The following is a 19,234-nucleotide window of genomic DNA, read 5'->3' as shown; positions in this document are numbered from 1 at the left end:
CCAATTCTGGAAGTATTGCTGACGGTGGCGCACCTGGTGTTTCCGGTATTGAACTGGTCATCGGCGAACGTAACCAGGAGACTGTTCGCCGAATTGCTCGCGACGCTTGCCGGGTTATATCAGAAGCTCGATCCGCGCAATTGCTTCAATCCCGGCGTCGGCAAGACGTCGAAGTTTGCGGCTTATCGCAAGTCACAAAGTGAGTGACAAAGTAAGTCACAAGCCGTGAGCGAACCGGTCTTTCAAGCGTCGTGTGACCACAGGCACGGGCGACATGCGGTGTCCCCGTTTTCAGATTGGACCATAGCGACTGGCATTGCTTCCGATGCATGCGGCAGATCGCGGTCCTGCCAGCGGGGGCGACTCGCGATCTGCCGGTTCACGCTACTTGCCTTGCGCTCACTTCTTCCCATCGACCACCGCGACCACCTCGTCGCGCGTATACTCCTTATTCGCAAGCGCGCCCGCTGACGTCTTTGCGAGCACGGCATCGAGTTCGCCCGGCTTCACTTCGAGAACCGGCATGCGGATATCGTGTGGCACCTTCTTGCCGGCCAGGATCTGCTGCGTGACCCAGAACGCGAACGTCGACGCGCCCGGCGGAATCGTCACCGACATCGTTTCGTAGCCGCTCTTCTTCTGATCGGCCCACCATGCAAGCTCTTCCTGACGGTTGCCGAGAATGATGATCGGCGTCGGCCGTCCTGCGGCCTTGATCGCCTGCGCGGCGCCGAATCCGTCGCCGCCCTGGGTGACGACGCCATCGATCTTCGGCAACGTCGGCAAAATTCCCGCGACCTGCTTTTGCGCGACGGTCTGCGTCCAGTCGCCATGCACCGAGCCGACTATTTTCAGCCCCGGATACTTTTTCAGTTCATCCACGACGCCCTGGTGAATCTCGTCGTCCACCGAGACGCCCGCGAGCCCCCGGATTTCCAGCAGGTTGCCCTTGCCGTTCAAACGCTTCGCCAGATAATCGACCTGCATGCGGCCCATACCCTGAAAGTCGACCGCGATGCGGTATGCGCACGGCTCGGTCGCGATTCCGTCGAACGACACGACCGTCACGCCCGCGCCGCACGCCTGCTTAATTACACCGTTAAGCGCGGTCGGCGAAACCGCATCGACGGCAATCGCCTTGTAGCCTTGCAGGATCAGATTCTGGATCTGCTGGACCTGCTCGGTCGCCTGGCTTTCAGCCGTCGTGAAGCTGGGCGCGGCCGCAACGACCTTCTGCTTCACCGCGGGATCGGCCACGTTCGACCAGCTCTTGAGCATCTGCTGGCGCCAACTGTTGCCAGCATAGTTGTTCGACAGCGCGATCTTCATCGCCGACGTATCGCCCGTTGCAACCTGCGCCGATGCGCCCACCGATGCCGCGGCCAGACACAGCGCCACCGCGATTGCTGTCATCTTCATGTTCGTCTCCGGGTTTTGATGTTGTGAGTTTCACCGCCCCGCGCCGCGCACAGCGACGTGAAGCGAATACATGGACGAGGTCGCCGCGATAAACAGGCGATTGCAGTTGATGCCGCCGAACGTGAGATTTGCGACGACCTCGGGGATCAGAATCTTGCCGAGCAGCGCCCCGTCCGGCGCATAGCAGTGCACGCCGTCTTCCGCGCTGGTCCACACGTTGCCGTGCTCGTCCACGCGCATGCCGTCCGGCACGCCGCTTCGCATTTCGATGAACACGCGACCGTTGCGCAAACGACCCTCGCCCGCTACATCGAACACGCGGATATGACGCGGCGCCTCGTCGTCGTGAGAAGCCGCCGAATCGGCGATATAGAGGCGCGATTCGTCCGGCGAGAACGCGAGGCCGTTCGGCTTCACGAAGTCGTCGCTGACCAGTTCCACCCGCGTGGTGTCGGGCGAAATGCGGTAGACGTTGCAGCGGCCGATCTCGCTCTGTGCGCGATACCCTTCGTAGTCGCTCAGAATTCCGTAGTCAGGATCGGTGAACCAGATGTTGCCGTTCGAATCAACAATGACATCGTTCGGCGAATTCAGGCGCTTCCCTTCGAAGCGCGACGCAAGCACGGTCACGCTGCCGTCGTGTTCGGTGCGCGTCACGCGCCGCGCGCCGTGCTCGCAACTGACGAGCCGGCCTTCACGATCGCGCGTGTTGCCGTTGCTGTAGTTCGACGGCGCGCGGAACACGCCCAGGCCCATGCCCGGCGCCCAGCGCAGCATCCGGTTGTTCGGTATGTCGCTCCATATGAGCAGGTCGGTCGCCGGGAAATACACTGGCCCTTCGGCCCACAGGCATTCATCTGTCAGGCGGCTCAGGAATGCATTGGGCTGAAGCAGCAGCCTGAAACGCGGATCATGCACTTCGTAGTCGCTGGATTTCATCTCCCCTCTCGTTCTTGACGTGAATCGGAAAAGCGATTGGCACCTCTTCACCGCACCGTCTTTCCGCCGGCCGCGACGGTCACCGCGATGATGAGCACGCCATAGACGATCGATCGCACGCCCGCATCCGCGCCGAGCGCGTTGAGCGCGGCGTTCGTGAGAAACAGGAACATCGACGCGCCCCACACGCCGACGATCGTCGCCTTGCCGCCGGCGACCAGCGTGCCGCCGATCACGACCACGGCAATCGAAATCAGCATGTACTCGACGCCCATGTCGAGCGACGCGCCGCCCGAGGTCGCCGCGAGCAGAAGCGCCGTGAGCGCCGCGATCATCGAGCACAGCACGTACGCGAGGCAGCGCGTACGATGCACGTCGACGCCCGCGAGCCACGCGGCCCGTGCGTTCTGTCCGATCGCCGACAGCTTGCGGCCGTACACCGCGCGATGCAGCAGCACCGCCAGCGCGACCGACAGTGCAAGCGCAAGGAGCGCGATATACGGCACGTTCAGGAAACGGCCGGTCGCGAACGCACCGAGCGCGGGCGGCGGCGGCGGAAGCTGCCGCCCTTGCGTGATCGCGATCGACTGGACGATGAAACTCGACGACAGCGTCGCGATGATGGGCGGAATGCGCAACAGCCTGATCAGCATGTAATTCGCAAGGCCCACCGCGCCACCGGCACCGAGCGCGGCCGCGACGCCGATCACGATTCGCCCGTTCGCCCCGCCCATGACGTGCATGCCGATCACGCCCGCGAGCGCGATGGTCGACGGCACCGACAGGTCGATGTTGCCGACGCCCGACGTGATCACGAGCATCTGCCCGAGACCGACCAGCACCATGAACACGCCGTAGGTGAGCGCCGTCTGCGCGACATTGGCGGCTATGCCGAAGCCGAACACGCCGACGATGCCGAACCACACCAGCACCGCGCCGACGAACGACCACGCCCACGGCGCCTGAACGCTGCGCAAGCGCGACCAGGCGGTTTCGTCTGCGCCGATTGCCCTGCCGGTTAGCTGCGATTTCATTGGCGCTCCCCGCGTTGCAGCAGCACGCGCAACGACAGCACGACGACGAGGATCGCGCCTTGCATGCCGACCTGCCAGTCCGCCGAGATATTGAGGAAGGCGAGGAACGACGCCGCGAGCGTCAGTGTGATTGCACCGAGCACCGCGCCGATCACCGACACGCGCCCGCCGATGAATTCGCCGCCGCCGAGTATCACCGCCGCGATGGACAGCAGCGTGTAGCGCAGCGCCAGATTCGCGTCGGCGGAAGTCGTGAGGCCGAGCAGCGACAGACCCGACAGCACGCCGAAGATGCCCGCGACTCCGTACAGCGTCGCCTTACTGCGCACGAGCGACCAGCCGAAGCGGCGCATCGCGCGCGGATTGCCGCCCGCGCCACGGATGCGAACGCCGGCCGAGGTGCGCATCAACAGCACGTGCCCGATGATCGCGACCACCACCGACCACACGATCGGCGCCGCGATGAACGGTGTCTGATAGTTCATCGCCGTGCCGATCCAGCCGGGAGTCGTGCCGCCCGGCGAAGGCAGCAGCACGATCGCAAGGCCGCTCCACACGAACGACAGACCGAGCGTGACGACGATCGACGGTATCTGCCGCAGCTCGATCAGCGCGCCGACTGCTGCATACGCGAGCACGCAGCCGATCAGCGCGAGCACACCGAGCCACGGTTCCTTAACCAGCAGCGTCGCGCCGATGCACGCCACCAGACTCACGAAAGAACCGATCGACAGATCGAGGTCGTTCACGGTGATGATCGCGAGCTGCGCGAGCGTCGCGAGTACGATCGGCACCGCCAGATTGAGCAGCAGACTGGAGCCGAAATAGCTCATCACCGCGGGCTGCATGATCAGGATCGGCACGAGCACCGCGATCAGCGAGATTGCAGGAAGCAGCGCGCGCAGGCGGGCCTGCGTGCTCTGAATGGAAAAGTGCGCGAGAGTCATGCGGCCTGCTCCTCGAAGCTTGCTGCAAGCAGTGCTTCTTCCGTGCATTCGTCGGCTGTGAGCACGCGCGTGACGGCGGCCGAGCGGAATACATAGGTCCGGTCGCAATGCGACAGCTCATCGTTTTCGGTCGTGTACCAGATGAAGGTGCGGCCCTTTTGCGCTTCGTCGTGGACGAGCTGATAGATGTCGCGCTTCGTCCCGACATCCACGCCGCGCGTGGGATCGTCCATCAGGATCAGCATCGCGTCCGACGCAAGCGCGCGTGCGAACAGCACTTTCTGCTGATTGCCACCGGACAGCGACAGGATGCTCGCGCTCATCGGCGCGCCGCGTATGCCGATCTTCGCGCGCCACGCTTCGACGAGCGCGCGCCCGGCCGTGCGATCGACGAGACCGCGCTTCGACTTCGCGCCGCCGAAAAGCCAGCGCACGTCGAGGTTCTGCGCGATCGACCAGACCGGAAACACGCCGTCGCGGCCGCGATCGCCCGCGACGAAAGCGGCTTTCACGCGCCCTGCGCCGCGACGCGTCGCGGCCTCGTAGATCGACAGCAACGCTTCCGTCTGGCCTTGGCCTGCGAGTCCCGCGAAGCCGACGATCTCGCCGCGCGACGCTTCGATCAAAGTCCGTCTATGCGCGCCGACATTCCAGCGGAAAGCGCGCTCGTCGCCGCGTGCGTCGCGCACGCGCGCGGCAGAAGGCGTCTTGTCCGCTTCGAGCTGCTGACCCATCGCCTGGATGATCGCCGCGTGGCTCACCGCGTCGCGCGGCAGCACGCCGACGATTCCGCCATCGCGCATCACGACCACACGATCTGCGACGCGCTCGATTTCACCCAGCATGTGCGTGATCAGCACGCACGTGATTCCCGATTGCGCCGCGCGACGCACGAATGCGAGCAGCTGATCGGCCGTATGCGCATCGAGCGACGACGTCGGCTCGTCGAGAATCACGAGGCGGACAGGCGCATCGGTCACTGTGAAGCCGCGCGCGATTTCCACCATCTGCTGCTGCGTGAGCGTCAGATCGGAAACCAGCTCATTGCCCTTCAGCCCGTTGCCGGGAAAGATTTCTTCGAGCTTCTTGTGCATCAATGCGGTTGCCTTGCGACGCCATCCGGCCCCGCGCAATTGCGGATGCACAATCGTCATGTTCTCGGCGACCGTCAGGTTCGCGCACAGCGACAACTCCTGAAACACGCAGCGCACGCCCGCATGCCGCGCGGCGTTGGCGTCGTAATGCGGCGCCGGTTGTCCGTCCACGTCGATGCGTCCCTGAGTCGGCGCATAGACGCCCGCCAGCACCGCCATTAACGTGGATTTGCCCGCGCCGTTATGTCCCGCGATGCCGACGCATTCTCCGCGCATGAACGCGAAGTCGATGTCGCCCAGCGCGCGTACCCGGCCGAAGGTCTTGCCGATGCCTTCGAAGCGAATCAGCGCGCCCGGCTGACCGTTGCTTGATGTTGCGCCCATTCACATGCCTCCATGCGTGGCGTCGCGCACGCGCCCGATCGCGCCGGATCGGGCCTGAGCGCGCTTACTTTTTGTCGAGCAAGGCCACGGTCTGCGGCAACGTGTAGGTGACGTCGGCGATAGCGCCCTTCGGCATCGCGGCGAGCTTCGCCGGCAACTCCTGTTGCGAGATTGCGAGCAGCGGTACGTTGATGGTCACGTCCTTCGGGATCTGCTTGCCTGCGAGAACCTGCTGCGCGACCCAGAACGCGAACGAGACCGCGCCCGGCGGGTTCGACAGCGAGCGCGACTGGTAACCCGTTTTCGTCTGCTCGCTCCACCATTCGAGTTCCGGATAGGTGCTGCCGATGATCATGGGCGGCGTGGGACGATTGGCCGCCTTGAACGCCTGCGCGATGCCGAACGACATCTCGCCTTCGGTCGCGACGCCGTCGACTTGCGGCAGCGTCGGGAGAATGCCCGCGACGGCCTTTTGCGCGACCGATTGCGTCCAGTCGCCGTTCACCGAGCCGACGAGCTTGAGGCCGGGATGTTTCTTGAGTCCGTCGAGCACCCCCTCATGCATCAGGTTGTCGACGGAAATGCCGGCCACGCCGCGCACTTCGAGAATGTTGCCTTTGCCGTTCAACCGGTTCGCCAGATAATCGACGCCCTGCTCTGCCCAGCCCTTGAAATCGAAGTTCACGCGATACGCGCACGGTTCGTCGACGACGCCGTCGAACGACACGACGACGATGCCCGCCGCGCATGCCTTCTTGATCGTACCGTTGAGCGCGGTGGGCGATACGGCGTCGATCACGATCGCGTTATAGCCTTGCAGTATCAGGTTCTGCACCTGCTGCGCCTGTTCGGTCACCTGATTTTCCGCGGTTGTGAACGCGGGCGCGGCGGCAATCTTCCTGTCGCTCACCGCTTGCTGGGCAATCGCGTTCCAACTTTTGAGCATCGACTGCCGCCAGGCATTGCCGGCGAAGCTGTTCGATAACGCGATCTTCTTTTGCGACGTGTCGCCCGAAGCGACCTGCGCGTGCGCCGCGCTCCCGACCATGCATGCGGCGAGCGCGAGCGCGGCCCTGATCTTCATTCCCTTACGGAACATCGTGTCATCTCCTTTCGTTCTTCTTCGCGCGCCATGACTTGATCGACAACGCGCCGTTCGCCAGTCTGCGTTGATTCGTGCTGCGGTCAGGCCAATCGATTTTGGTCAGGCCACCGATTGCGGAGCCCAGTATAGCGACTGGTGTTAGCGTGTGCAATTCGAATCAGTTACCGGTAACGAATGGCGTTGCAGCAGGTGTGCCGGCAAGCACGCTAATCGTTTTTCGTCGCCGCCTGGCCGCGTCCTCGCCGTGTCCTGGCCGTGTCCTGGCCGTTACGCGAGTGACATCGCATGATCGTGCGCGCTGCCAGCGTGCACCCGCGATTGCGCTGCGCTCAGCAACCGCCAGCGAAGATAGCTGCGATCCAGCGCGGCAATATCGCTGCACCCGAGCAGACCCAGCCCGCGATCCACTTCCGTTTGCAATATCTGGATCGCGCGCGCGGCGCCCGACTCGCCGGCCGCGCCCAGGCCGTAGGTCGTCGCCCGTCCGAGCAGCACGGCATCGGCGCCCAGCGCCATGGCCTTCAGGATGTCGGAGCCACGGCGGAACCCGCCGTCGAGCATTACAGCGAGCTGTCCGCGCACCTGATCGACGACTTCGGGCAGTACGTCCATCGCGGACACCGCGCCGTCGAGCTGCCGGCCGCCGTGATTCGACAGCACGATCCCGTCGACGCCGGCCTCGATCGCCCGCAGTGCGTCCGGCGCGCCCAGCACGCCCTTCACGACCAGGCGCTTGGGCCACAGATCACGCAGCCAGCGGATGTCGTCCCAGCACAGCGACGGATCGAGCTGCTGACCCAGCGTAATCGTCGCACCCTTCACGCTGGTCTGCCCCGGCGGTAACAGGTCGCCGAGATTCGCAAAGCGCGGCATCCCGCTTGGCCAAAGCACGTTGCTCATCCAGCGCGGGTGGCCCAGCACGTCGAACCTGTTGCGCCAGTCGAGCATCAACGGCTTGATGTAGTTGCGCAGATCCCATTCGCGTTTGCCGAACACCGCGCTGTCCGTCGTGACGACCAGCGCTTCAATTCCGGCCGCAAGCGAGCGTTGCGCGAGCTTTGCGACGAACTCGCGCGTGCGATACATGTAGACCTGCATCCACACCCGGCCGCCCGCGCGTTGCACGACATCTTCGAGCGCAACCGTCGACGCGTTGCTCAGCACGAACGGAATGCCGGCCGCCGCCGCCGCGCTCGCGAGCTGCACATCGCCCTCGCGGAACATCAGTCCGCTGTAGCCGGTCGGGCCGATCATGAACGGCGACGCCGTGCGCTGACCGAGCAGCGTGCTGCTCTGGTTGCGGTGTTCGACATTGACGAGCGTGCGCGGCAAAAACGCGATTTCGTCGAACACGTCCCGATTGCGGCGCAGCGTCGCCTCGTCCTCAGCGCCGCCTTCGATGTATTCGAAACAGAAATTCGGCAGCCGCCTGCGTGCCATCGCGCGCAGATCGTCGATGCTGTGCGCGCGGTTCACGTCGCGACCTGAATAAAGGCGGCGTTTCAATTCGGTTCTCCTCTTCTATTCGTCTCTGTACCGCGCATCGTTTCTCAGGTCACCACGCCGACCTGCCAGGGCACGAACTCGCTTTGCCCGTAGCCATGCAGCTCGCTTTTGGAGCGTGTGCCGGATGCGCAGTCGAGCATCATCCGGAAAATCGCTTTGCCCAGCTCGTCGATGCTGGCGGTGCCGTCGACAACGCCGCCGCAGTTGAGATCGATGTCCTCCTCCTGCCGCTCCCACAGCGCGGTGTTGGTCGCGAGCTTCAGCGAAGGCGACGGCGCGCATCCATATGCGGAGCCTCGCCCCGTCGTGAAGCAGATCAGGTTCGCGCCCGAGGCGACCTGCCCCGTCGCCGACACGGGATCGTAGCCGGGCGAGTCCATGAATACGAAGCCCTTTGCGTCGACAGGCTGCGCATACTCGTAGACCTCGACGAGATTCGTCGTGCCGCCCTTCGCGACCGCACCGAGGGATTTTTCGAGGATTGTCGTCAGGCCGCCCGCCTTGTTGCCGGCCGACGGATTGTTGTCGAGCGCGCCGCCATTGCGCGTGCAGTAGTCCTGCCACCACGCGATCCGCGCGAGCAGCTTGTCGCCCACCGCCTGGCTCGTAGCGCGGCGCGTCAGCAGGTGCTCAGCGCCGTAGATCTCCGGCGTCTCCGAGAGGATTGCGGTGCCGCCGTGCTGCACCAGCCGGTCGACCGCCGCGCCTAGCGCGGGATTCGCGGAAATGCCCGAATACCCGTCCGAACCGCCGCACTGAAGACCGACGCACAGATGCGACGCAGGCACCCGCACGCGTTCAACGCGGTTCGCGTCGGCGAGCATTTCCTTGACCAGCGCGACGCCGCGCTCGATCGTCTTGCGAGTGCCGCCGCTGTCCTGAATCGTGAAGCTGCGCAGCTTCATCTCTTTGCCGGCCGGCCCGGCCGCTTCCAGCACGCCGTCGATCTGATTGGTCTCGCAGCCGAGTCCGACGAACATCACCGACGCGAAGTTCGGATGCACCGCGTAGCCGGCCAACGTGCGACGCAATACGGCGATGCCCTCTCCCTGCATGTCGATTCCGCAGCCGAGTCCGTGTGTCAACGCGACGACGCCGTCCACGTTCGGGAAGTCGGCGAGCGCTTCGGGGCGCACGTCGCGCCTGAAGTGATCGGCGATCGCGCGCGCGACCGTGGCCGAACAGTTCACACTCGTCAGGATGCCGATGTAATTGCGGGTCGCGACGCGGCCGTCGTCGCGGCGAATGCCCATGAAGTGCGCGGGCTCGGCGACGTAGTCGGTCGGATGCGTGTCGACGCCGAACGCATGATCGCGCGAGAATTCGGACATGCCGAGGTTGTGCACGTGAACGTGCTGGCCGCGCGCGATCGCTTCGCGCGCCTCACCGATGATCTGGTTGTAGCGCTTGACCGGCTCGCCCTTCGCAATATCGCGCGTAGCGATCTTGTGGCCGGGCGGAACGAGTCCTGTCACGACCAGTCCTTCTGCGTCGATGCGCGTGCCGGGCAACAGTTGCCGGGTCGCGATGATCACATCGTCGTTCGGATGCAGACGAATCACCTGGGGCGCGCTGCCAGCTTGAGTCAACATGAGAAAGCCTCGAATGGAATGAATTGCGGGGCGGCTGCCCGCTACGTCAGATCGTTGAGGTCACCCGCGTCGACGCTTCTTCGGAATCGGAAGCAATGGACAGCGGTTCGATGCGGCCCACGATCACCAGATAGCTGAACGCGCCCAGAAAACAGAAGCCACCGGCCACGACAAGGGGAATCGTGAACGAGCCCTTGGTCATGGCGACCATCACGCCGGTGAATGTCGTGATCACGATGCCGGCGAGGTTCGACGCAAAGTTCTGAATGCCGCCGATCGATGCGACATGGTCCGGCGTCGGCGCGACGTCGCCCGGCAGCGACCAGATGCTGGCCGCGGCAAACGCGAGACTGCCGTACGCGATGCCGAAGAACGCGAGCATCAGATAAACGTTCGCCGTGAATGCCGACAGCGTGATCACCGACGACAACAACATGCCGCCGACCATGCAGGTCTTGCGCGCAGTCGTCAGGCTCCAGCCGCGCCGGAACAGCGCATCCGACACATAACCGCCGAGCCAGCCGCCCGGGATCGAGATCAGCGCCGGAATCATCCCGAGCGTGCCGAGCGATTTCAGCGAGAAGCCGCGCGTCTGCACGAGATAGCTCGGAAACCACGTGATGAAAAAATAGATCACGAAATTCAGGCAAAAGAAGCCGAGCATCATTCCCCACAGCGTGCGGTGGCGAAACAGCGAGCCCCACGTGACGCGTTGGCGCTGTCTGGTGACGCCGGGCGCGTTGGCGGCCGCTTTCGAGCTGCCCGTATCGCGCGGCTCGGGGTTCCGGTAGATCACGAACCAGCCGAGAATCCATACCGCGCCAAGCGCACCCGTGATGACGAACGCGGCTTTCCAGCCGACCGAGCTGATGATCAGCGCGACGACGGGAATCGACAGCGCGGAGCCGACACGTGAGCCGCTATCGAAGATACTCGTCGCGAGCGCGCGCTCCTTGGCAGGGAACCACTGGCTCACGAGCTTCGCGCACGACGGATACGCGCCCGCCTCGCCGACGCCGAGCAGCAGCCGGCAGCCGAACATCCCCGCAACGCTGCTTGTCGCCGCGGTCAACGCGGTAAACACGGACCACCAGCCAACGGCGAGCGGCAACGCGATACGTGCGCCGACGCGATCGACGAACCAGCCAAACGGCATCTGCATCAACGCGTAGGTCCAGAAAAAGCCGCTCAGGATGAAGCCCATCTCCGCCGGTCCGATGCCCAGCGCCTTTTCGATCTCCGGCGCCGCAACCGCCAGGTTCGCACGATCGATGTAGTTCACCGCAATCGCCAGAAAGCTTAGAAAAATCACCACCCAACGCATTTTGCGCATGGCATGTCTCCTCCGTGATCGAATATGGGACCGGTTCCCTGATCGCGCGCAATGCGGGCGACTTATGCGATTGCGGCGCGCAGCGCATCGCCGTTCCACGGCACCCGCTCACACGGCAGCAGTGTCAACGGCGTGGCGCCTCCGCCGGGCGCGCGCAGCAGCACGATGAACTTCGCCGTGCGGTAGCCGCGCCGCACACCAGAATCCATCTGGCCTTACCAGATATGACAAATTAAAATGCCACCGGTAAGTGGTCAAGCCAATTATCGGAAAATTCGGGAAATCCCGGGTTGGACGAACGTCCGCTGTCGCGCCGCGTCGCTCGTTTGCGGGCAGCACCCTTCGATCTACAATCGGCGCTCGCCCAACGGCGAATACCCGCGCCACCTCGTCAGGAAAGCTTGTGACAGACAAACCCGCCGACCCTCGCCGCCTCTATCTGCAGATCGCGGAGAAGCTGCGCGATCTGATCGCGCAGCCGGAGTTCGCGCCAAACAGCCGTTTGCCTTCGGAGCGCGCACTCGCGACAGCGCTTGCGGTGTCGCGCCCGTCGGTGCGCGAGGCGCTGGTTGCACTGGAACTGGAAGGGCTGGTCGAAATCCGCATGGGCTCCGGCGTCTATGTGTGCGCAACGCCGCAGACGCACGGCAAGGAGCCCTTGTCGCGCGCCGAACTCGGCGACAGCCTGCTCGACATCATGCGTGCGCGCTGTGTGATTGAAGGCTCGATCGCGGCGAGCGTCGCACCGTTTTGCAAAGCGAAGGACCTGAAGCACCTGCGCGCGCTATACGACGAAATGCAGCGCGAAGTCTCGGCGGGACGGATTCCCGTCGCCGCCGACCGCGCATTTCATCTCGCGATCGCGCAGATGACCGGCAACGAGGTGCTGGTGCGCACCGTTAGTTCACTGTTCGATGCACGACACAGCCCGCTGTCCGAAAAGCTGCGCGGCCATTTCGAAAACGAGAGCACATGGGGCGCGGTGCCTGATGAGCATCGCTTGATCCTCGAAGCGCTCGAAGCGCATGATCCGATCCAGGCTCAGGCGAGCATGCAGCGTCACCTGAAGATGTCGCTGGAACGGGTGATCGCCGGCGGGCGGCCGAATGGGCAACGGCGCTGAAAGCAACCGTCGCTGCGCATCAACCGGCAGCCTGTCCGCTGTTCGCCATCGGCGGGCTCGATACTGCCGTGCGCATGGGGCTCCTCACGTTCCTGCCATTTCTGCTCAAGGCAAAAGGCGTATCGCCACAACTGACGGGAACGGCCCTGGCGCTTGCCTACATCGGCGGTGCGGCCGGCAAGTTCGTTTGTACGCGTAGCGCATGGTCAAGCGGTGCGCCCGCGTCGCGCTTTACGGCAAAATGCGATCGCACGACACCGCACGCCAGTAGTCGAACTGACCTGTGGCACCCTCCCGGCGTTTGCAGACGCGCGCCGCTGCCACGAGCACTGCATTCCCGGCTCAACCACGCGCCTTTGCAATTTTCGGAAGCGACTGCAGTTCGCGAATGATGTTTATCAGTCGAAGCAAGGCGGGATGGTTGTAGCGACGACTACTGTAGTAGATATGCAAGGGATCCTCCGCGCAGGCATGCTCTTCGAGGACCACTTTCAGAGTACGGCGCGCAAGCTCGTCAGCGATCCGGGCCTCCAGAACGTACGCTATCCCCATTCCGGCTTTGCACGCGCTGATCGTCGTCACGGTGTCGTTGATCGTAATGGCTCCTGGCACCCGGATAGCCCTTTTTTTCCCGGCAACGTCGACTTCCCAGCGGTAGCTGGAATTGTCGCCGAGCAGAAGTTGTAGGCAATGGTGGTTCACGAGTTCGCCGAGTTGGCGAGGCGTACCGTGCTTCTTCAGATACGCGGGCGACGCAACCATCACCCATCGCTGCCGGCGAGTGAGGGGCACTGCGATCATGTCTTCCGGAACATGATGACCGTAGCGAATTCCAGCGTCGTAGCCTTCCGCGACGATATCGATCGGACGATTGTCGACAACCACTGTGAGCTGCACCCCGGGACAGACTCGTGCGAATTCCGGCAATGCCGGTGCGATCAGCAGGTGAGCCGCATCTGCGAAAACATTCAGGCGAAGAGATCCTAGCCTCGCCGTTCCAGGCGCTTCGAAGGTTTCAAGTGCGGAGCCGATCTGGTTGAACCCGTCCTGCAACCGCGAAGCGAGATCGAGCCCCGTCTCCGTAGGCGACACCGCCCTGCTCGTGCGGTTCAGCAGCTTCGCACCGAGCCGATCTTCCAGCCGCCGCATTGCGTGACTAACAGCCGAGGGCGTCTGTCCTGCTTCAATGGCGGCGAGCCTGAAGCTTCCGCATCTGACTATGGCGAGAAACAGCTTCAGGTCGGCGAAGTCGATGCGGTCGTTCTTTGACATGGTGAATGCGATTCATCGCTTCAGTGAACCTGCTTCATTCTACGCTATGTCATTATTTTCCCGATTTGATGCCTGTGGCGTGCGGTAGCGCGCCGCGCTTAGACAGATCCGTTCGGAGGACATCCCATGCCTGGACTTGAGCAGATGCAGATTGGCGACCTGAAGGACACGAAAGTTCTCATTACCGGGGGGTCGACCGGAATCGGCGCGGCTGTTGTTCGGGCGTTCGCGGCACAGGGTGCCCACGTGGTCGCGCATTTCCACGAAAGCGAAGCGGCTGCACAAGCGCTGCGCGCGGAATTGCCGGACCGTATCCGCCTGATTCAGGGTGACGTGAGCGAGGCGGGCGAGGCAGCGCGCGTCGTGCAAGAAGCGGCGGACAAGCTAGGCGGGCTTGATGGGCTCATTAATAACGCCGGCGGCATGCTGGGACGGCTGGCCTCCGTCAGCGCATCGGCGAGCCATTTTGAACAGGTCGTCAGTCTCAACGCGAGATCGGTCTGGGAAGCAACGTCTGCGGCCTATCCGTTCCTGAAAGCGGCCGGCGGCTACATCATCAATACGACGTCCATCGCGGCGCGAACGGGCGGCGGCGCGGGCGCGGTGCTTTACGCAGCGTCGAAAAGCTTTGTCAGCAGCTTGACTCGTGGCCATGCGAAGGAATTCGTTGACGACGGCATCCGGGTCAACGCGGTATCGCCGGGACTGATACAAACGCCCTTTCACGACAAATACACGCCACCGCACATCCGCGCGTCGCAGACAGCGACGGTGCCGATGGGCAGAGAAGGATTGCCGGAGGAATGCGTCGGCGCATTCCTGTTCCTCGCGTCGCGCGCGATGTCGGGATACATCACCGGGCAAATCATCGAGGTCAACGGCGGACAACTGATGCCATGAAGGAAGAATCAGCATGAAACAGCGAAAGTTCGGGAATACCGAAAGCAGTGTCTTTGAAATCGGATTCGGCGCTTGGGCAATTGGCGGCTCATGGGGCGACGTCGCAGAGAGCGATGCAAAGTCAGCCCTGCACGCGGCACTCGACAACGGCACGACGTTCATCGATACGGCCGATGTCTATGGCGATGGCCGTTCGGAGCGGATCATCGCGGACGTGCTCAAGGAACGAACGGGGACACGCCCCTTTGTTGCGACCAAGGCTGGTCGCAGGCTTGACCCGCATCTGGCGGACGGCTACACGGCGGCGAATCTGAATGCTTTCGTGGACCGGTCTTTAAAGAACCTGGACGTTGAGTGCCTCGACCTGGTGCAGCTTCACTGCCCGCCGACGGAGGTCTATTACCGGCCTGAAGTTTTCGATGCACTGGACCGTATGGTCGTATCGGGAAAGATCCGCTGCTACGGAGTGTCCGTCGAGAAAGTCGAAGAAGGGCTGAAGGCGATCGAATATCCGGGCGTGAAGTCGGTGCAGATCATCTACAACATTTTTAGACAGAGGCCGACCCGGTTCATCCAGGAAGCGCATGAACGGGGCGTCGCCGTGATCGTCCGTGTGCCGCTCGCATCCGGTCTGCTCACCGGAAAGATGACGCGCGAGACGACGTTTGCCGCCAATGATCATCGCCTTTTCAATCGGAACGGTGAGTCCTTCGACAAGGGCGAGACCTTTGCGGGCGTTCCGTATGAAATCGCTCTGGACGCCGTCGACGAAATTCGCTCACTCCTTCCGCAGAATACGACGATGGCGCAGTTTGCGCTGCGCTGGATTCTCATGAACCAGGGCGTGACGACCGTCATCCCTGGGGCGAAGAACGCGGCGCAAGCCAGGGGCAACAGTGAGGCAAGCGAATTGCCGCCCCTGAGTGATTCGGCCATGGCTGTACTTCGCGCGCTTTATCTGGAGAAGATAGCGCCTCACGTGCATCATCAGTGGTGAAGCTGCTGTTTCAGCAGCGCCACGGGTCGGAGCCGGTCCGAATTGCGAGACCGGCTTTCCGCTGGCGCCGTTGCTCTAACAGGCGCTCTTTTCACGCCCCCATCGGTCTGCAATGCAGCGCCCGTCGTAGCAGACGATGAAGCGGTTGCGGCGGTCTAGAACGACTGCTTGTGGCTGTGTCAAGTTGATAGACAGGCGGCGGTAAAATGAAGCGATGAACAAAACGAAATCGCCTTATCACGGCCACCGCTTCCCTGCCGTCGTTATCAGCTGCGCGGTTCGCTGGTATTTCCGGTTCAGCCTGAGCCTGCGCGACATCGAGGAGTTGTTGCTCGAGCGCGGCGTCGTGGTCACGTACGAAACGATCCGTTGCTGGTGTGACAAATTCGGTGCCGGATTCGCCAGGTGCGCCAAGGCAGTTCGGCGCAGGCCGGGACGAGCGTGGCACCTTGACGAGATGTTCGTGACACTGCGCGGCGAGCCGTATCTGCTGTGGCGCGCCGTTGACGAGCATGGCGCAGAACTCGACGTGCTGGTACAAAAGCGGCGCGACAAGGCCGCGGCCAGGCGCTTCTTTCGACGACTGCTGCGATCAAACCCGGTGCCGCGCAAGATCGTTACGGATCAACTGCGCAGTTATCCGGCAGCGAAGGCTGACATCCCCGAACTCGCGCAGGTCAAGCACGTTTTCGTCAAAGCAGCTGCACGCATAAACAACCGCGCGGAGAATAGCCATCAGCCAACCCGCAGGCGCGAGCGCCAAATGTGCGGCTTTCGTGACGCGCGTCGCACGCAGGCGTTTCTCTCATGCTTCGGTCCGATCCGGCAGCACTTCGCGTTACCCAGACATCGGATGAACGCGGAATGTCACCGTGCCATATTGAAAGAACGCCTCGCCACATGGTATGGCTGGACTGTCTCCGGCGCTGAACGACTCCTCTGGTAAGGATACCTACGCTTGAGAATGACACTTACCCTGCGCTCGTCAACTTGACAGTGCCGTCGTGCGCCCTGCTAGCATCCGACTACGTGATCTCGCCCGTCTCGATCGCGAAGTCTTCTACCAAGGCTCTGTCGTATCTCTCCGAAGTGTTGACTGAAACGAAAGATCGGTTTCACCGGACACCAGATCTCATCCTCGTCGGCAACTTCTTCGATCCGAATCCTGTGCACGTTATGGGGCAGTTGTCGACGATCACGCAGGCCCACCGTGACGCGTGGCTTGAGCGCTCGATCCGACGTAACGACGAATTCTCGGAAGGTCTCGCGGGACTGGGGGCTCATCCCATCATAGTCTCAAAGCCAAGCGGGCAAGCATCAGCTGAACTTCGCGATTGCGTCGATGCGCTTCTGAAGCGGATGTGCGTGACTGTTGGTTGACCGAAGCGTGCGTATGGCTTTGATAACTGGCAATCACTCGCCGACTGTCGCGACTAGTTATGGATCTAGAGGATGAACTTCGATTTCAGCGCCCGCGAGATTCCGAACCAGAAAACGGCTGTGGCCGTACACAAGCAACTGCTCGTGTCGAAGCCGCCGGTCATCGTTATGGCGAAGTTTTATTCAATCATGATCGCGCGCGGCCTGTGGCGGAACCAAAAGGAATTAGCCACGGGACTAAGCGTGTCGGCCGCGCAAGTGTCACGAATGTTGGCGATTTCTCGGCTACCGGAAAGCGTACTCAGGTTTTTTGTCGACAAGCACCTGTCGGCCGCTGAAGAGGAAACAATACGTCGACTGATAAGAGAGCTTGGCGAAAACGTGATTTCCGAGAGAGCGAAGAGCGTTTCTCATGGGACCACGGTGACAGATGCCCTTGCAGTCCTCACAACCGGCAAACCGGCCCTACGTAGGTCTGTGCGGATTAGCGTCGTGAGAGGCAAGAAGTACCTTCGTATCGATTCGGCCGATTTTGCGAGCATCGCGCCGCGGGCAGGCGAAATTGAACAGATTGTTAATGCCGTCATCGCAGCGGATGCCGACCAGGTGTCATTGGTTATGAGCCTGCTAACGCTCAGTTCGACCTGACACCAACGCCCATGCGTGTCGAGTCGCCGGGGCCATTGCCGCTCAGCAATGGTCCGATCGCCGGAACCCGGTCTGTGCGCAGGAAGTCGACAAGGCTCCCAAATTTGGCTACCTTTTCGAGGTAGGGTACGTGTGATCCGTGGCCAGCCCTGTCGTTATGCACCGTCGGCATAACGCGGTTCGCATGATCCTCATTTACGCTCGATCTTGGTAGCATTGCAAGCCGGCGGGACCATCCGCGGACTACTCTCTCAGATCAGGTACGCGTCGTATCAAAGCCGGACGAAGACTATCTTCGCGTCTACGTCCCGAATTTTTGAGTTTGCGGCGTGAACTTCCACAACGGCTTCTTGGGACGTCACTCTTCCAAAGCAGTGATCTTTGAGCGCAGCCATGAGGTGTAAGCGGTACGCTCCAACGCGTTTTTGAATGTCCCAGTTTCCGGCTGGTAAGTGTTGCCCTTACCGCCTTCGGCCATATATTCCGCTGCAAATTTTTGTTTTTCCTCCAGAGACAGGGATTTGATCTTCGCGGTCGTCTGCTTGGCGCGCTCTTCGGCCGAAGCTTCGGCAGATTGAGGCGTTGCAGCAACTACCGTTGGCACGCTGGCATTGGCTCCTCCTGCGTCTATTCGAGTGCCCTTCTCGAATACGGTCCGTGCATAGCCTCCAGCGCTCCCACGAATCTGCTTGTTCTTTGCTTTCCCTTCTACGTAAATCGCTGTCTGTAACGCGCGATCCGGCTCCTGTTGGATCCAGCTCACCGCGAGTCTGTCTCCGACACCGAGGAGCGTCAGGCGTCTGAATGCTTCGGATTCCCGAATAGCTTTTTGTTCTGCGTCTTCCCCATTGTCGTACATTGACTTCTGAGGATTATCTTCGACGAGAAAGCGAATCTGAACCACACGCCTTGCCTCTCGCTTGTACTCCGGTGTGACAACAATGTTCGAGACTTGATTGATCTCTTTCACTGCCTTTTTGATCACCTCAGCTGAGAAGTGTTTGAACTCATCGTACATGCTCGCATCTGCGCCAAGCAGACGACGCCAAGTCTCCACTGATATCCAACCTGTTGATCCCGTTCGTTTGAATCGGAGACAGTTCTCGTAAAGTGCCAGCGCGTACCCGCCGCTAAATTGACGCTGAACGTTGATGTTGATCAGGGTATAAATATCGGGATTCGCAAGTTTCCCCGCGAGCCAGTCGCTGTACTCATATGAGCAGAGACCATTTTTGATGCCGGCGTACGCAATGAGCGGCGATGCCTCCCAGTCGGTTTTGCCACCGTCGTGTAGAAGATCAAACGAGATTGGTGTCGACATGACCTTCAACAATGCGCGCTTCAACGCTTCGTGGTTCTTGCTGTCGAAGCCCAGCATCGTGCAAAGGATGCCCACTGGCAAGCTGTGACGCTTCTTCGTGAGGAGATCGTCAAACGCGTTAAGCAGAAGGACGTTCACAATCTTGCGTTCGAGCAAGGACAACTCACCGCTTACGTGAACTGTGGCGACGTGTTTCTTCAGTTCGCTAGGTGTCGGTCCAAGCGGCTTGATGTTGGGCAT

19 protein-coding genes and 1 pseudogene are annotated in these 19,234 nt (G+C 62.0%); 8 read left to right on the top strand and 12 right to left on the bottom strand.

Going from position 1 to position 19,234, the window contains the following annotated elements; all coding sequences use genetic code 11:
- Positions 1–24 precede the first annotated feature (24 nt).
- Entirely contained in the window at positions 25–207 is a 183-nt protein-coding gene (locus C2L66_RS38725; protein ID WP_224101060.1) for a hypothetical protein, read from the top strand.
- 192 nt (positions 208–399) lie between these two features.
- Here C2L66_RS38725 and C2L66_RS38720 read toward each other — a convergent pair whose 3' ends face one another.
- The 10 genes from C2L66_RS38720 to C2L66_RS41070 all read right to left on the bottom strand — a co-directional run bounded on the left by C2L66_RS38720 (position 400) and on the right by C2L66_RS41070 (position 11,562).
- On the bottom strand, positions 400–1,419 hold the full coding sequence (locus tag C2L66_RS38720; protein WP_060610779.1) for an ABC transporter substrate-binding protein: 1,020 nt from the start codon (positions 1,417–1,419) through the stop codon (positions 400–402).
- A 30-nt stretch (positions 1,420–1,449) separates the two neighbouring features.
- The gene (locus C2L66_RS38715; RefSeq protein ID WP_060610775.1) at positions 1,450–2,358 is read right to left on the bottom strand and encodes an SMP-30/gluconolactonase/LRE family protein; all 909 of its coding nucleotides are present in this window, start codon (positions 2,356–2,358) and stop codon (positions 1,450–1,452) included.
- A gap of 47 nt (positions 2,359–2,405) precedes the next feature.
- Positions 2,406–3,392, bottom strand: a complete 987-nt coding sequence (locus C2L66_RS38710) for an ABC transporter permease (protein WP_060610773.1) — start codon at positions 3,390–3,392, stop codon at positions 2,406–2,408.
- Entirely contained in the window at positions 3,389–4,339 is a 951-nt protein-coding gene (locus C2L66_RS38705) for an ABC transporter permease (RefSeq protein WP_060610771.1), read from the bottom strand. Before C2L66_RS38705 ends, C2L66_RS38710 begins: the two co-directional genes overlap by 4 nt.
- The gene (locus tag C2L66_RS38700) at positions 4,336–5,817 is read right to left on the bottom strand and encodes a sugar ABC transporter ATP-binding protein (RefSeq protein ID WP_103323752.1); all 1,482 of its coding nucleotides are present in this window, start codon (positions 5,815–5,817) and stop codon (positions 4,336–4,338) included. Before C2L66_RS38700 ends, C2L66_RS38705 begins: the two co-directional genes overlap by 4 nt.
- Before the next feature lie 64 nt (positions 5,818–5,881).
- Positions 5,882–6,916, bottom strand: coding sequence for an ABC transporter substrate-binding protein (locus tag C2L66_RS38695; RefSeq protein WP_103323751.1), 1,035 nt, complete (start codon positions 6,914–6,916; stop codon positions 5,882–5,884).
- Between the two features lie 273 nt (positions 6,917–7,189).
- Complete coding sequence (locus tag C2L66_RS38690; RefSeq protein ID WP_103323750.1) at positions 7,190–8,428, bottom strand: alpha-hydroxy acid oxidase; 1,239 nt, start codon at positions 8,426–8,428, stop codon at positions 7,190–7,192.
- Between the two features lie 44 nt (positions 8,429–8,472).
- A complete protein-coding gene (locus tag C2L66_RS38685) occupies positions 8,473–10,020 on the bottom strand; it encodes a UxaA family hydrolase (protein ID WP_103323749.1) in 1,548 nt (515 codons plus the stop codon).
- A gap of 46 nt (positions 10,021–10,066) precedes the next feature.
- The gene (locus C2L66_RS38680) at positions 10,067–11,353 is read right to left on the bottom strand and encodes an MFS transporter (RefSeq protein ID WP_103323748.1); all 1,287 of its coding nucleotides are present in this window, start codon (positions 11,351–11,353) and stop codon (positions 10,067–10,069) included.
- Between the two features lie 62 nt (positions 11,354–11,415).
- On the bottom strand, positions 11,416–11,562 hold the full coding sequence (locus C2L66_RS41070; RefSeq protein WP_158512216.1) for a hypothetical protein: 147 nt from the start codon (positions 11,560–11,562) through the stop codon (positions 11,416–11,418).
- Positions 11,563–11,756: 194 nt separating this feature from the next.
- Here C2L66_RS41070 and C2L66_RS38675 point away from each other — a divergent pair, with 194 nt between their 5' ends.
- Both C2L66_RS38675 and C2L66_RS42040 read left to right on the top strand, forming a co-directional pair.
- Entirely contained in the window at positions 11,757–12,476 is a 720-nt protein-coding gene (locus C2L66_RS38675) for a FadR/GntR family transcriptional regulator (RefSeq protein ID WP_060611325.1), read from the top strand.
- A gap of 38 nt (positions 12,477–12,514) precedes the next feature.
- Positions 12,515–12,667, top strand: a pseudogene (locus C2L66_RS42040) (MFS transporter); the annotation flags it as partial.
- A gap of 151 nt (positions 12,668–12,818) precedes the next feature.
- Here C2L66_RS42040 and C2L66_RS38665 read toward each other — a convergent pair.
- Positions 12,819–13,748 (bottom strand): LysR family transcriptional regulator, encoded by a 930-nt coding sequence (locus tag C2L66_RS38665; RefSeq protein ID WP_060611324.1) that lies wholly within the window; start codon positions 13,746–13,748, stop codon positions 12,819–12,821.
- A gap of 126 nt (positions 13,749–13,874) precedes the next feature.
- Here C2L66_RS38665 and C2L66_RS38660 point away from each other — a divergent pair, with 126 nt between their 5' ends.
- The 5 genes from C2L66_RS38660 to C2L66_RS38640 all read left to right on the top strand — a co-directional run bounded on the left by C2L66_RS38660 (position 13,875) and on the right by C2L66_RS38640 (position 17,673).
- A complete protein-coding gene (locus C2L66_RS38660) occupies positions 13,875–14,648 on the top strand; it encodes an SDR family NAD(P)-dependent oxidoreductase (protein ID WP_103323747.1) in 774 nt (257 codons plus the stop codon).
- A 13-nt stretch (positions 14,649–14,661) separates the two neighbouring features.
- On the top strand, positions 14,662–15,645 hold the full coding sequence (locus C2L66_RS38655; RefSeq protein ID WP_060611323.1) for an aldo/keto reductase: 984 nt from the start codon (positions 14,662–14,664) through the stop codon (positions 15,643–15,645).
- Positions 15,646–15,859: 214 nt separating this feature from the next.
- Positions 15,860–16,591: an IS6 family transposase gene (locus tag C2L66_RS38650; RefSeq protein ID WP_060611322.1), complete on the top strand. Its 732-nt coding sequence runs from the start codon at positions 15,860–15,862 to the stop codon at positions 16,589–16,591.
- 83 nt (positions 16,592–16,674) lie between these two features.
- Positions 16,675–17,025, top strand: a complete 351-nt coding sequence (locus C2L66_RS38645) for an ARMT1-like domain-containing protein (protein ID WP_103323746.1) — start codon at positions 16,675–16,677, stop codon at positions 17,023–17,025.
- 72 nt (positions 17,026–17,097) lie between these two features.
- A complete protein-coding gene (locus C2L66_RS38640) occupies positions 17,098–17,673 on the top strand; it encodes a hypothetical protein (protein WP_060611318.1) in 576 nt (191 codons plus the stop codon).
- A gap of 358 nt (positions 17,674–18,031) precedes the next feature.
- Here C2L66_RS38640 and C2L66_RS38635 read toward each other — a convergent pair whose 3' ends face one another.
- Positions 18,032–19,234, bottom strand: a complete 1,203-nt coding sequence (locus tag C2L66_RS38635) for a replication initiation protein (protein WP_060611316.1) — start codon at positions 19,232–19,234, stop codon at positions 18,032–18,034.

It is taken from the genome of Paraburkholderia caribensis (genome assembly GCF_002902945.1).
GTDB classification, from domain to species: Bacteria; Pseudomonadota; Gammaproteobacteria; order Burkholderiales; family Burkholderiaceae; genus Paraburkholderia; species Paraburkholderia caribensis.
The sequence above is the reverse complement of the archived record's forward strand: the minus strand, read 5'-3'. Positions and strand labels throughout refer to the sequence as shown.

Bases quoted from the DNA above. Each gene is read 5' to 3' on its own strand.
- C2L66_RS38720 (WP_060610779.1), bottom strand. From the start codon at position 1,419: ATGAAGATGACAGCAATCGCGGTGGCGCTGTGTCTGGCCGCGGCATCG.
- C2L66_RS38715 (WP_060610775.1), bottom strand. From the start codon at position 2,358: ATGAAATCCAGCGACTACGAAGTGCATGATCCGCGTTTCAGGCTGCTG.
- C2L66_RS38710 (WP_060610773.1), bottom strand. From the start codon at position 3,392: ATGAAATCGCAGCTAACCGGCAGGGCAATCGGCGCAGACGAAACCGCC.
- C2L66_RS38705 (WP_060610771.1), bottom strand. From the start codon at position 4,339: ATGACTCTCGCGCACTTTTCCATTCAGAGCACGCAGGCCCGCCTGCGC.
- C2L66_RS38700 (WP_103323752.1), bottom strand. From the start codon at position 5,817: ATGGGCGCAACATCAAGCAACGGTCAGCCGGGCGCGCTGATTCGCTTC.
- C2L66_RS38695 (WP_103323751.1), bottom strand. From the start codon at position 6,916: ATGTTCCGTAAGGGAATGAAGATCAGGGCCGCGCTCGCGCTCGCCGCA.
- C2L66_RS38685 (WP_103323749.1), bottom strand. From the start codon at position 10,020: ATGTTGACTCAAGCTGGCAGCGCGCCCCAGGTGATTCGTCTGCATCCG.
- C2L66_RS38680 (WP_103323748.1), bottom strand. From the start codon at position 11,353: ATGCGCAAAATGCGTTGGGTGGTGATTTTTCTAAGCTTTCTGGCGATT.
- C2L66_RS41070 (WP_158512216.1), bottom strand. From the start codon at position 11,562: ATGGATTCTGGTGTGCGGCGCGGCTACCGCACGGCGAAGTTCATCGTG.
- C2L66_RS38665 (WP_060611324.1), bottom strand. From the start codon at position 13,748: ATGTCAAAGAACGACCGCATCGACTTCGCCGACCTGAAGCTGTTTCTC.
- C2L66_RS38660 (WP_103323747.1), top strand. From the start codon at position 13,875: ATGCCTGGACTTGAGCAGATGCAGATTGGCGACCTGAAGGACACGAAA.
- C2L66_RS38655 (WP_060611323.1), top strand. From the start codon at position 14,662: ATGAAACAGCGAAAGTTCGGGAATACCGAAAGCAGTGTCTTTGAAATC.
- C2L66_RS38650 (WP_060611322.1), top strand. From the start codon at position 15,860: ATGAACAAAACGAAATCGCCTTATCACGGCCACCGCTTCCCTGCCGTC.
- C2L66_RS38640 (WP_060611318.1), top strand. From the start codon at position 17,098: ATGAACTTCGATTTCAGCGCCCGCGAGATTCCGAACCAGAAAACGGCT.
- C2L66_RS38635 (WP_060611316.1), bottom strand. From the start codon at position 19,234: ATGCCCAACATCAAGCCGCTTGGACCGACACCTAGCGAACTGAAGAAA.